Annotated in this window: 9 protein-coding genes; 5 read left to right on the top strand and 4 right to left on the bottom strand. The window is 70.9% G+C overall.

Going from position 1 to position 13,019, the window contains the following annotated elements; genetic code table 11:
• Positions 1 to 74: 74 nt before the first annotated feature.
• Positions 75 to 950, top strand: coding sequence for a PHP domain-containing protein (locus ACIPVN_RS04680; protein WP_400440114.1), 876 nt, complete (start codon positions 75 to 77; stop codon positions 948 to 950).
• Between the two features lie 68 nt (positions 951 to 1,018).
• Positions 1,019 to 1,885 carry a DUF817 domain-containing protein gene (locus ACIPVN_RS04675; protein WP_400440111.1) on the top strand — a complete coding sequence of 289 codons (867 nt, stop codon included), beginning with the start codon at positions 1,019 to 1,021 and terminating at the stop codon, positions 1,883 to 1,885.
• Between the two features lie 45 nt (positions 1,886 to 1,930).
• Here ACIPVN_RS04675 and ACIPVN_RS04670 read toward each other — a convergent pair whose 3' ends face one another.
• A complete protein-coding gene (locus ACIPVN_RS04670) occupies positions 1,931 to 3,454 on the bottom strand; it encodes a DEAD/DEAH box helicase (protein WP_400440108.1) in 1,524 nt (507 codons plus the stop codon).
• Between the two features lie 195 nt (positions 3,455 to 3,649).
• Between ACIPVN_RS04670 and ACIPVN_RS04665 the strand changes: the two genes are divergently transcribed.
• Entirely contained in the window at positions 3,650 to 4,366 is a 717-nt protein-coding gene (locus ACIPVN_RS04665; protein ID WP_400440105.1) for a ferritin-like fold-containing protein, read from the top strand.
• Positions 4,367 to 4,376: 10 nt separating this feature from the next.
• On the opposite strand, the gene ACIPVN_RS04660 is transcribed toward ACIPVN_RS04665, so the two are convergent.
• Complete coding sequence (locus tag ACIPVN_RS04660; RefSeq protein WP_400440103.1) at positions 4,377 to 4,664, bottom strand: hypothetical protein; 288 nt, start codon at positions 4,662 to 4,664, stop codon at positions 4,377 to 4,379.
• A 5-nt stretch (positions 4,665 to 4,669) separates the two neighbouring features.
• Positions 4,670 to 4,894 (bottom strand): DUF3107 domain-containing protein, encoded by a 225-nt coding sequence (locus tag ACIPVN_RS04655; protein ID WP_391477339.1) that lies wholly within the window; start codon positions 4,892 to 4,894, stop codon positions 4,670 to 4,672.
• A gap of 167 nt (positions 4,895 to 5,061) precedes the next feature.
• Between ACIPVN_RS04655 and ACIPVN_RS04650 the strand changes: the two genes are divergently transcribed.
• Together ACIPVN_RS04650 and ACIPVN_RS04645 are read left to right on the top strand one after the other, a co-directional pair.
• Entirely contained in the window at positions 5,062 to 8,277 is a 3,216-nt protein-coding gene (locus tag ACIPVN_RS04650) for an ATP-dependent helicase (RefSeq protein WP_400440099.1), read from the top strand.
• Complete coding sequence (locus ACIPVN_RS04645) at positions 8,274 to 11,780, top strand: UvrD-helicase domain-containing protein (RefSeq protein ID WP_400440096.1); 3,507 nt, start codon at positions 8,274 to 8,276, stop codon at positions 11,778 to 11,780. The genes ACIPVN_RS04650 and ACIPVN_RS04645 overlap by 4 nt, the downstream gene beginning before the upstream one ends.
• Here ACIPVN_RS04645 and ACIPVN_RS04640 read toward each other — a convergent pair.
• Positions 11,726 to 13,006, bottom strand: coding sequence for a phosphotransferase (locus ACIPVN_RS04640; RefSeq protein WP_400440094.1), 1,281 nt, complete (start codon positions 13,004 to 13,006; stop codon positions 11,726 to 11,728). The two genes, ACIPVN_RS04645 and ACIPVN_RS04640, sit on opposite strands and share 55 nt — an antisense overlap.
• Positions 13,007 to 13,019 lie beyond the last annotated feature (13 nt).

Here is a 13,019-nt window from a genome sequence, read left to right as displayed (position 1 = left end):
TGAAGTCCCTGCCGCGACAGGCGGGACTCGCCTCCGGTGCGTCCGGCGTCCGCCCCGCTCGGTACGCTCGGAGGATGGCCCCTGAGCACTCCCGTCGATTCGTCGGTCCCGCCGACCTGCATCTGCACTCGAATCACTCCGACGGGACCGAGGCGCCGGCCGAGGTCGTGCGCCAGGCGCATGCGCACGGACTGCGCACGATCGCGCTCACCGACCACGACCGCACGACCGGCTGGGGGGAGGCGGCAGAGGCGACGGCGGCGCGGGGCATGACCTTCCTGCCGGGGATGGAGCTGTCGGCGAAGCACGAGTGGCGCAGCGTCCACGTGCTGGGCTACCTGTTCGACCCCGACGACGCGGCTCTGCGCGCGGAGACGGATCGCATCCGCGGCGACCGCATCGGCCGGGCCGAGCGGATCGTCCGCAGCATCGGCCGCGACTACGACCTGCACTGGGATGACGTGCTCGCCCAGACCACGCCGGACGCGACGGTCGGTCGCCCGCACATCGCGGATGCGCTCGTCGCACGAGGGATCGTCCGCGACCGCACCGAGGCGTTCGACGGCATCCTGCATCCGCGCGAGGGGTACTACGAGCCGCACTACGCGCCGGATCCCCTCACCGCCGTCCGGCTCATCACGGATGCCGGGGGAGTGGCGATCATCGCCCACCCCGTGACCTCCGGTCGCGACCGCATGATGCCGGTGTCGTTCCTCGAACGACTGATCGACGCGGGGCTCGGCGGCTTCGAGATCGACCACCGGGAGAACACCGAGGCGGGGAAGACCCTGCTGCGCGAACTCGCCGCGCGGCGCGATCTCATCGTGACCGGCTCCAGCGACTACCACGGCAGTGGCAAGCCCAACCGGCCGGGGGAGAACACCACGAGCGACGAGATGGTCGAGCGACTGATCGCGCGCGCCTCCGGTACCACACCGCGCTACCCCTGACGGAGCTTCCCGGCATACTGGCGGTCGACTCCCGGCGCTCTCGCCGTCGTCGTCGATACGCTCGCCCGATGCAACGCGCCACCTCGCTCGAGCGACGTATCGACGCGGCCGCTCACCGCCTTCTCCGCGATGCTCCGGCGAACGGCATCCGCGCGTTCCTCGTCGAATTCGCCGTCTTCGTGCTCAAGCAGGCGTGGGCGTGCATCTTCGGTGCGGCGCTCCTCGTCGTGATCGTCGCCGCGCGGCTCTGGTATCCCGATGACGCGGTCCTCGCCCGCAACGACGCCCTCACGATCGCCGCGGTGCTCATCCAGGTCGCGATGCTGGTGTTCCGGCTCGAGAGCGGACGCGAGCTGTGGGTGATCCTGCTCTTCCACGTCACCGGCACGGCCATGGAGCTGTTCAAGACGGACGTGGGTTCGTGGGCGTATGCCGCCGACGGCGTCCTCCGTATCGGCGGAGTGCCGCTGTTCAGCGGCTTCATGTACGCGGCGGTCGGCTCGTACATGGTGCGCGTGTACCGCCTGTTCGACCTCGGTTTCACGCGCTACCCGCGCAGATGGCTCACCGCGCTCGTCGCCGCGGCGATCTACGCGAACTTCTTCGCGCACCACTACTGGTGGGATGCGCGCTGGGTTCTGCTGATCGCCGTTCTGGTGCTCTGGCTGCCCACGGTCATGCACGCGCGGGTGTGGCGGCGCACGTTGCGCATCCCGCTTCTGCTGGCCTTCGCCGGCGTCGCGGTCTTCATCTACTTCGCCGAGAACATCGGCACACTGGCCGGTGCCTGGGCGTACCCGGATCAGGTCGACGGATGGCAACCCGTCTCGCCGAGCAAGCTCGTGTCGTGGTTCCTGCTCATGATCATCTCGGTGGTGCTCGTGACGTGGGTGTATCCGCCGAAGGCGCCGGTGCGGGACCGGCCCCGCACATGAAAGAGGGGCGGATGCCGCAGCATCCGCCCCTCTTTCGAAGACGTCTCAGGCGCCCGTGACCGGTGCCGCGCCCGCTCCGCCGGAACCTCCGCGACGACGGCGACGTCGGCGAGCCGGGGCGGGCTTTCCATCGTGGTGCTCCTTGCCCGCGCCGTCGTGCGTGCCGGCACCCTCGGCGCTGCGATCGGCGGCCGGGGCGCCGTCGCCGTCACCCGAGGCCGCCGGCGCCGCGCCGTCGGCGAACGTCGAGCCGACCGGGGTCGAACCCCCGCGACGGCGACGACGACGACGCGTGCCGCCCTCGTCGGTGCCCTCGGCAGCGGCATCCGCTGCGCGCTCGGGGCGCGGGGTGCGCGGGGGCCGGGTGGATTCGGCCTTCGGCGCCGAGACGAGACGGCCCTTCGTGCCGGCGGGGATGTCGAGGTCCTCGTACAGGTGCGGGCTCGAGGAGTACGTCTCGACGGGTTCGGGCTGACCGAACTCGAGGGCGCGGTTGATCAGCGCCCACTTGTGCAGGTCCTCCCAGTCGACGAACGTGACCGCGATACCGGTCTTGCCCGCGCGGCCCGTGCGGCCCGCGCGGTGCAGGTACGTCTTGTCCTCGTCCGGGATCGTGTGGTTGATTACGTGCGTGACGTCGTCGACGTCGATGCCGCGGGCGGCGACGTCGGTCGCGACCAGGACGTCCTTCTTGCCGGCCTTGAACGCCGCCATCGAGCGCTCGCGCTGGTCCTGTCCCATGTCGCCGTGCACACCGCCGACGTTGAAGCCGCGGTCGCTCAGCTCGTCGACCAGGCGCTGCGCCGCGCGCTTGGTGCGGGTGAAGATCACGGTCTTGCCGCGGCCCTCGGCCTGCAGGATGCGGGCGATGACCTCGTCCTTGTCGAGCGAGTGCGCCCGGTACACGAGGTGCTTGATGTTCGCCTGCGTGAGGCCCTCGTCGGGGTCGTTGGCGCGGATGTGGATCGGGTTCGTCATGAACCGACGGGCCAGCGCCACGATCGGGCCGGGCATCGTCGCCGAGAACAGCTGGGTGTGGCGCACGGCCGGCACCTTCTGGAAGATCTTCTCGATGTCGGCGAGGAATCCGAGGTCGAGCATCTTGTCGGCCTCGTCGAGCACGACCTCGGTCGCGTTCGACAGGTCGAGGAGGCGCTGGCCGGCGAGGTCGATGAGTCGACCGGGTGTGCCGACGACGATCTGCGCGCCGGCCTTGAGCTGATCGATCTGGCCCTCGTACGCCTTGCCGCCGTAGATGGCGACGACGCTGGTCGAGCGGTTGCTGGTGAGCAGATCGATGTCTTCGTAGACCTGCACCGCGAGCTCGCGGGTCGGCACGACGATGAGCGCCTTCACGCCGTGCTCGGGGTCGAGCCCGAGACGCTGGACGACGGGGATGCCGAAGCCGAAGGTCTTACCGGTTCCGGTCTTCGCCTGGCCGATGATGTCCTGGCCCGGCAGGCCGAGGGGGATGGTCTGCTCCTGGATGGGGAACGCGTCGACGATGCCCTTCGCCGCGAGTGCATCGACGATGTCCTGATCGATCCCGAGATCGGAGAAAGTAGTCACTGTATTCAGATTGCCTGTCCGGCGGTCGTGCTGAGGCCGCCACGTTAACGATCCACGCCGTCTCTTGTGCCACAGGCGCGGGCCCCGCTCCGACGGCGGGGACACGCCCAGCCTACCGGAGGGCGGACGAACGCCCGAGGAGGACCTCCGCCCCGGGTATTGTGATCGTCGTGGCGAACTCGGTAGGGAGACCTCGTGGTTAAGTGGTTCTGGCAGCGCGACGATGCGCCGCGACGCACTCTCGCCCTGCGCAGCCGGGGCGACCAGGGCGACGCGACCCGCGTCGACTTCGCCGATCTGGCGCCTGAGCTGCCGCGCTTCCTGGGGCAGGCCGCCTATCTGCAGCTGGGGTACTTCGAGACCCTCACCCGTCTCATCCGCGCGACACCGGAACTCGCCGAGAAGGAGGCTCTCTCCCGTGCGGCTGGCGCCGCCCTCACGAAGCATCGCGGCATCGTCGAGGTGATCGCCGAGCGCGGCGACGATCCCACCCGGTTGATGCTCCCGTTCCGCGAGAATCTCGACGCGTTCCGCCGGAAGACGATCGGCGCGCGGCCCCGCGAGACGCTCCTGGCCGTCTACATCACGGCCGGCATGCTCGACGATTTCTACCTCGCGCTCGCGTCCAGCTATGGCGAGACCGGGCGGCGGATCGCCGAGATTCTGCGCGAGGACGACGCCCGCCACGAGATCGTCTCGATCATCCAGGAGACGATCGAGAGCGACGAGGAGTGGCGCTCGCTGCTGTCGATGTGGGCGCGACGCCTGGTCGGCGACACGATCCTCGTCTGCCGCTCGGCCCTGAAGCCCGAGGTCTTCGTGGCATCGGACGACGAGCGCATCGAGCCGGTGTACACCGAACTGATGGGCGCCCACGCGCGACGCATGGATGCGATGGGGCTCGCGTCCTAGGCGCGCGGACCTAGATGCCGAGGGCCGCGGTCTTCGCCGCGTCCGAGCGACGACGGGCGGCGACCAGTGCGAGGGTCGCCGCCGCGGACACGGCCACACCGCCGAGGATGCTCGCGAGCCACAGCCACACGTTGTCCTCGCCGAGACCGGCCCACTGCAGGCCCGTGTAGAGCGCCGCGGTGACGACCGTCGCGATACCCGGGGTCAGCGCGACACCGCGGAGATCGCGGCCGTCGATGAGGAAGTGCGCGGCGATGCCCAGAGCGCAGGCGGCGACGAGAGCGAGGAGGATGTACATCGCGATCAGGCGACGAAGCCGACCCGACGCGATTCCTCGGTACCCAGCTCGATGTAGGCGAGGTTCGCGGTGGGGACGATGTAGGAGTTGCCCTTGACGTCGGAGAAGCTCAGGTGCGCGGTGCTCTGGTCGAGCGCTGCCGCGACCTGGGTGCGGATCTCTTCTGCTGCGGTGGCGGTCTCGAAGCTCAGCTCGCGGCCGGTGTTGATGATTCCGATGCGGATTTCCACGCGTACTCCTTGGAGTGTCAGGACGATGTCGTCGTCCGAGGTCTGCGCCAACTCTACCCCGCAGGTACGCCGCCGGATCGGCGCACGCGAGCGGTTTCGCCGTGAGCGCACACGCGCCCCACCCGCCGCGGGAGGCGATGTCGGCGCACGCCGCTAGCGTGGAGTGCATGACAGGGGATGCCGCGCAGAGAGCCGTGATCGACGCCGCGGCGACCGCATCCGGAGTCATCATCGGCGCGCCGGGAACGGGCAAGACGCGCACGTTGATCGAGCGCATCGGTCGGCTGCTCGATCAGGAGGGTCTGCGCCCGGAGGAGGTGCTGGCGCTCACGCCCAGCAGGCAGGCGGCGACGGCGCTCCGCGACCGGATCGGTGTGCGTGTGCGTCAGGCGACGCCGGGTCCTCTCGCGCGCTCCCTCGGATCGTTCGCCTTCCAGATCGTCCGGGGGGCGATGGTGCACGCGGGCTCCGAGCCACCGGCGCTGCTCACGGGTGCCGATCAGGACCGGATCATCGCCGAGCTCCTCGCCGGCGACGCCGAAGACGACGGCATCCGCTGGCCCGACGCGCTCAGCGCATCGGTGCGCGCGTCGAAGGGGTTCCGTTCCGAGCTGCGCGCACTCATCGCCGAGTGCACCGAGCTGGGTGTGCTCCCGCAGGAGCTGAAGGCATCCGGCGATCCGACCTGGTCGGCCGCCGCCGACTTCGTTCTCGAATACCGTTCGGTGCTCGACGCGTTGCGCTCGGCGCACCGCGATGCCGCGGACCTGCTGGGCGAGGCGAGCACGATCCTCCGTGACGCGTCTCCCGGCATGCTCGGCCCCCTGGCGCCCTTGCGCGTGGTGCTCATCGATGACGCGCAGGAGTTGACCCGCGGGGGCGTCGCCGTCGTCCAGGCGCTGCGTGGCCGAGGGGTCTCGGTCCTCGCGTTCGGCGATCCCGACATCTCCTCCGGTGCCTTCCGGGGAGCGAGCCCCGAATTGTTCGCCGACCTCGTATCGGCGCTCGGCACCGTGCACGTGCTCGACGGCGCCCACCGCCAGCACCCGGCACTCACCGCGCTCACCCGCACCGTCACGCAGGCGATCGGGGCGTCGGGGAGGGTCGAGCATCGGCGTGCACCGCAGACCGGCCCGATCGAGGGCGCGGATGCCGCCGTCACGTCGTTCCTCGCCCCGTCGCCGCACGAGGAGTTCGACCGGATCGCCGGCGTCATGCGCGAGTGGCACCTCATGCAGGGCATCGCCTGGGATCGCATGGCCGTGATCGCACATGACACGCGTCAGGTGACGCTGCTCGAGACCGAGCTCGCCGCGCGGGAGATCCCGACACGGGCCGCCGGAGTGCAGCGTCCGCTCGGCAGTGAGGGCGTCGTGCGCGACATCGTCGGGATCGTGCGCCTGGCACTCACCCCGGCAACCGAGCGCACGTCCGCAGAACTCGAGGAGGCCCTGCGCACGCCGTTCGGGGGGATGGACGCGATCGCCCTTCGTCGTCTGCGCGCACGGCTGCGGCACCTCGAACTCGAACAGGGCGGAGCCACGCCCGCTCGCGAACTCCTGCGCCGCGCGATGGCCGACCCGGAGCACTTCACGCTCATCGATGCCCCGGAGTCCCGCACGGCCCGGCGGTTCGCCGAGACGATCCAGGCGGTCTCCGCCGCCGCGCGAGCAGGCGAGACGATCCACGACCTGCTCTGGCGGATCTGGGAGCAGTCGCGGGCGATCGACGGCCGCCGCCTGCACATCGCGTGGCGAGAGGTGTCGTCGCAGCCCGGCGGGGCCGAGACCGCACGATCGCTCGACGCCCTCGTCTCGCTGTTCGACGCGGCCAAGCGCTTCGTCGAGCGCACACCGAACGAGCGCCCCGAGACGTTCGTCCGCGACATCCTCGACAGCGAGGTGCCCGAGGACTCCCTCTCGACGCCCGATCGACCGGGGCGGGTCACCCTGCTCACGCCGGCGACCGCGCTCGGCACCGAGTTCGACGCGGTCGTCGTGGCCGGTCTTCAAGACGGCGTCTGGCCGAACCTCCGGCTCCGGGGAGGGATGCTGCAGACGTGGCGTCTCCCCGATGCCGTGATGTCGATGCGCACCGGCGTCCCCCTCGCGACACCGGGCATCCTCGATCGTCGTCGCGGTGCGCTGCACGACGAGCTCCGCCTCTTCGTGCGAGCCATCTCGCGTGCGCGAGACCGGATTCTCGTGACCGCGGTCGACGACGACGACCAGAGCCCGAGCCCGTTCTTCGCGTTCCTGCCGACGCCCGACGCCCCGGAGGACCACGCATCCGCCGAGCACCCGCTCACCCTGCGCGGACTCGTGGCGCGCCACCGCCGCACGCTGACGACGGCGACCTCGGCGCAGACGCGTCGTCTCGCTGCGGAGCAACTCGCGATCCTCGCCGCCGAGGGCGTCGCCGGAGCGGATCCGCGGGAGTGGTACGGCGTCACGCCACCGAGCACCGACCGCCCCCTCCGGGACCTCGCCGTCGACGGCGCGCGGGTGTCGCCGTCGAAGATGGAGGCGTACGAGGAGTGCGGCTTGAACTGGGTCGTCTCGGCTCTCGGGGGCGACACGGTGATGCCGCCGACGGCGGGGATCGGAACGATCATCCACGAGGCGATGGAGAAGGTACCGGACGGCGATCTCGAGCAGATGCGGGCGATCGTCGCGGAGCACTGGCCCGAGTTGGACTTCGAGACCGAGTGGATCGGGCGCAAGGAGCGGCGTCGCGCCGACCTCTACGTCGATCGGCTGCACACGTACCTCGGCGACGTCCGACGCGACGGCGGGCGAGTCGTCGGCAGCGAGACGCGGTTCGACTTCGCCGTGTCCCTGCCCGATGACGACGGACTCCCGGTCGTGCACGACGTCGGTGACGGCAGAGGGGCGCGCGCGATCGTGAGCGGCTACATCGACCGCGTCGAGGCCTACCCTCCGGGGGCGGGGGAGCATCCCCCGGCGCGCGGGCGCGGGTGGATCGAGATGACCGCGGTCGGCGAGGGCGAGCGCGCGGTGGTCGTCGACCTCAAGACCGGACGCACCGACCCGGAGGCCGACGCGGGAGTCCGCGAGCACGCCCAGCTGGCGGCCTACCAGGTGGCGGTCCAGCAGGGGCTGATCGAGGGGGCCCCCGCCGAGGCGCTCGCCGGGGCGCGTCTCGTGATCGTCTCGAAGACCCTCGCCAAGAGCGAGTACCGCATCGCCCACCAGCACACGCTCGACGACACGGCGCGCGAGGCGTTCCTGCGTCGTGTGGCCGGTGCCGCCCGGGGAATGTCGGCGTCGAGTTTCACCGCGCAGGTCGAGTCGCACTGCGCCGACACGCAGCGCCGCATCCACCCCTGTCGGATCCACACCGTCCCGGCGGTGAGCGCGTGACCGGCTGGGGCGGCGGCCTCGGTCTGACGGCGACCGACGTCGCTGCGGCTCTCGGCCAGCCCTCGCCCACCCCCGCACAGCAGCAGGTGATCGAAGCCCCGCCGTCGCCCGCCCTCGTCGTCGCCGGAGCGGGCAGCGGGAAGACCGAGACGATGTCGGGGCGCGTGGTGTGGCTCGTCGCGAACGGTCATGTGCGACGCGACGAGATCCTCGGACTCACCTTCACCCGCAAGGCGGCGGGCGAGCTCGCCGAGCGCATTGGCCACCGTCTCGCTGTGATCGACGAGTTCGGTCGCCGCGGTCTGCTGCCGCATGTGCCCGAGATCGTGGCGTCGCACGCCCTCCGCCGGGTCGAGGAGGCAGCGGCGGGGCGTCAGCGCGACGTGGTGCGGGCGCATGTGCTCGACGAGCTCGCCGCCCGCTTCGGCACCGGCTGGGACCCGACCGCCCCGCGTGCGGCCGAGGAGCTGATGATCCGCCCGCGGGTGTCGACCTACAACGCCTTCGCCGACGGCATCGTGCGCGAGCATGCCGCTCGGATCGGACGCGACGCCGACGTCGCGATGCTCAGCCAGGCAGCGTCGTGGATGCTCGCGAGAGAGGTCGTGCTGCGCGCCGACCTCCCCGAGCTCGAGGGAATCGACTATGCGCTCGGCACCGTTATCGACGCGGTGCAGCGTCTCGCGGGGGAAGCACTCGACCACCGGGTCGACCTCGCCGAGGCCGAGCGTCTCGCGCGCGAGACGGCGTTCTCGTTCGAGCCGTACCGCGGCAACGGCGACGTCGAGAAGGCGGCCGCGAACCTCCTCAGCCTGCCGACCCTCGCCGCCCTGGTACGCGAGTACATCGCCGAGAAGGGTCGCCGCGGCGTGCTCGACTTCGCCGATCAGGTCGGTGGCGCCTACGACATCGTCGAGGCCGCTCCCGACGTGCGCGCCGAGCTGCGCGAGCAGCACCGCGTGGTCCTGCTCGACGAGTACCAGGACACCTCCGTCATCCAGACCCGTTTCCTCGCCGAGCTGTTCCACGACAGTGCGGTGATGGCCGTGGGTGACCCGCATCAGTCCATCTACGGCTGGCGCGGCGCGAGTGCCGACAACCTGTATGCGTTCTCGAGCGCCTTCGCGCGGGAACAGGCGGCGAAGACCTACAGCCTCATGACCAGCTGGCGCAACGACCGCGCGATCCTCGACATCGCCAACCGCGTCCTCGAGCCGCTGCAGCGCCCCGGACTCGACGTGCCCCCGCTCGAACCCCGCCCCGGCGCGGGCTCCGGAACCGTCGACCTGCGATTTCCGTTCACGGTCGACGACGAGGCCGCCGACGTCGCCCGCTGGTTCGTCCAGCGACGGGCCGCGCACGATGCGTCCGCCGCCGGCCGCCCGCACACCGGCGCGCTGCTGTTCCGGTCGAAACGTCACATGCAGACCTTCGCCGCCGCGCTCGCCGCGGAGGGCGTACCGCACCGGATCCTCGGACTCGGAGGGCTCCTGTCGACCCCCGAAGTGGTCGATGTCGTCTCGACCCTCCGCGTGGTCCACGACCCGACCGCGGGTTCGGCACTGATCCGCCTGCTCACGGGCCCGCGGTTCGGCGTCGGGGTGGCCGACATGGCCGCGCTCTACGATCTCGGCCGCACCCTCGCCGAACGCGACACCTCGATGATGCCGCTTCCCGAAGAGGTGCGTGTGCGACTGCGTTCGTCGCGCGGCGCCGACGAGGCGGTGTCGATCATCGATGCCGTTGACGTGGTGCGCGCCGTGCGCGACGACTATCGGCTGTTGGGCGGCTTCACCCCGGACGGGCGATCGCGCATCCGTGCGGCGGGGGAGATGCTCGAACGACTCCGACGCGCCTCGTCGCAGCCGCTGACCGAGTTGCTGCGCCTGATCGAACTCGAACTGCGCCTCGACATCGAACTGGCGGCGAACGAAACCCGGGGGCCGGCGCGGGTCGCCTCGACGCAACTCCGTGCGTTCTCCGACGAAGTGCGCGCCTTCCTCGCGGCCGATGATCGTGGCACGATCGGCAGCCTGCTCGCGTGGCTCGACAAGGCGGAGCGCACCGACGAGCTCATGCCACGGCCGGAGCCTCCCGAGCCGGGCGTGGTGCAGCTGCTGACGATCCACGGCTCGAAGGGGCTGGAGTGGGATGCCGTCGCGGTCGTCCGCCTCGTCGCCGATGAACTCCCCAGCCGAGTCTCCGACACCTCGGGCTGGTTCGGTTTCGGGGTCGTTCCGTTCGCGCTCCGCGGCGACCGCGACGCGCTACCGCGATTCGAATGGGATCCCGAAGCGGCGGTCGACGGCGAGCCCGACCCGAAGAAGCTCCAGGCACTGGCGCAAGCGTCGCTGTCGGGCGGGGCGACCAAGGCCAATCCCCAGGGTGGTGCGATCAAGCGCTTCAAAGACGCGTACCGCGCCTATCAGCAGCAGGAGGAGCGCCGGCTCGCCTACGTGGCAGTCACACGGGCGCGCACCGACCTGCTTCTCAGCGGTGCGCACTGGGCGGGGCAGAAGGCTCCCCGCACGCCGAGCCCCTTCTTGCTCGAGGCGATCGACGTCCTGGAGCACGAGCCCATCGAGCCGGTCGATCCCGACGAGAACCCGTACGACGGGCCGGGAGCGACGATCTCGTGGCCGCTGGATCCGCTCGGTGCCCGCCGTCCGCTCGTCGAAACGGCGGCGGAGATGGTCGCGGGGGCCCTCGCGCGACCGGAGGCGCTGATCCCCTCCGAAGAGCTCGAGCGTCTCCTCGCAGAGCGCGCCGCGCGTCTGCGTGGCATCGACGCAGCAGCGCCGACCCGCGTGCCCGCCTCACGTTTCAAGGACTACGTCACCGACTACGGCGGGACGGTCTCGGCGATCATCCGCCCGATGCCGGAGCGTCCGTACCGGCAGACCCGCCTCGGCACGCTCTTCCACGCCTGGGTCGAGCATCGGTCATCGATCGTGGGAGTCGGTGCCCGCGTCGACGAGGCGCTCTGGGAGATCGACGAAGACGAGGTGGGCGGCGAGATCGGGCCGGCTCCGGGAGAGGGGACCGGTGAAGCGGCGGATGCCGCCGACCTCGCCATCCTGCAGGCGACGTTCGAGCGCAGCGAGTGGGGGGCTCTCCAGCCGATCGCCGTCGAGATCGAGATCGACTTCGCGCTCGGGGCCGGGCTCGCGGATGCCACCGCCGACCTCGCCGACGAGTCCGACGACGCGCACATCGTGATCTGCAAGCTCGATGCCGTCTACCGCCGCGACGATCGTGGGGGCAGGATCGAGATCGTCGACTGGAAGACGGGCAAGCCGCCGAAGGGCGACGCCGAACGGGAGGAGCGGATGCTGCAGCTGGCGCTGTACCGCCTCGCGTATCACCGCCGGTTCGGGGTTCCGCTCGAGGAGATCGACGTGGCGCTGTACTACGTCGCCGACGACCTCGTCATCCGCGGAGACCGGGTCTACTCCGAGTCGGAGCTCTTCCAGCGCTGGAGCGCAGCGCGCGCCGCGCGCTGAGCTTCGTCGTCATCGCCTTCCTCGGCATCCGCGTCGTGATCGGCATCCGTCGGCGCGGTGAAGATGTCGCCGACACCGGTGAGGTCCTCGGTCTCGACGTCGACCATCGCGGCGCGACGGGCCGCTTCGGAGCTGTCGGTCGGCGACGCGTCCTCGTCCGATTCCTGCGCCCAGAGGTCGTCGGGGTTGTAGGCATCGGTCTGCATCGAGGTGTCGATCAGTGCCGCAGCCTCCGCGGGAACCCGGTCGAGCGCATCGAGGGCCGAGTCGACGCCCTCGTTCCGTGCGGCGACGACGGCGAGGTCATCCGCTCGGAGGCCCTCGGCGAGAGCCTCGAGAAGGGCAGCGGCATCGTCGACGATGTCGGGGCGGTGCAGCGAATCGCCGTGCACCAGCCAGCGCGCGAACTCGAGTTCGGCGAGCATCCGTGCACGCACCTCGATCGCGCCGTCCGGCGAACGCTCCGATGACCGCGCGTAGGCGGCCTGCACGTCGGGCGCCGCATCGGGCGCGGCCGACAACCAGGCGAGGTCGACGGCCGGGTCGCCGACCGAGAGGCCGTGCCAGTTCAGCAGTCCGGTGACCCGAGGACCGCGCTCATCGTCGTCCTCGAGCAGGAAGGAGGTCGACTGCACGCCGTTCAGGGTCACCGTCGACTCGAAGCGCCACAGCTCGTCATCGGCGACGGCATCCCGCCAGCGCGCCGTCAGCCGGGCGGGGACGCGGCCTGTGGACGCCGCATCGTCGACCAGACGCCGAATGTCCTCACGGCTCTCCTCGGCCGAGCGCGAGACGAGACCGGCGCTCCGGACGATCGAGACGGGCAGGCCGTGCACGGCTGCAATCGCCGCTCCCATCGATTCGGCCGTGCCGCGTCCCGCCGGCACGTGGGCGGCCTCGACCTGGAAACCGGGGAGGAGCTCGGTGACGAGGGCGCGACCATCGCCGACGCGGGTCTCGCCCACGTATTCGGGCGCGCGGAAGGGGAGGATCGCTCGCGCACCGGCCGTCAGAGCGCGCAGCGCGAGGGACTCGGCGGCGAGCTCACGGGCGGTCTCGTCGTCGTCCGCGACGCGGATCGCGAGCTCGCGCCCGTCGGCCAGCGAGGCGACCGCGGAATCGAAACGTGCGTCACCGTCTGCGCTCAGCGTGCGAGTACCCGTGACCTCCGCGCCGGGCAGTGCCGCCGTCACGGCCGCGGCTAGAGTGAAAGGTGAGCGTCCCATGCCCTAAGGGTAG

This window comes from Microbacterium sp. NPDC090003 (assembly GCF_044748385.1).
Taxonomy (GTDB): Bacteria; Actinomycetota; Actinomycetes; order Actinomycetales; family Microbacteriaceae; genus Microbacterium.
This window is presented reverse-complemented; position numbering and strand designations above follow the sequence as displayed.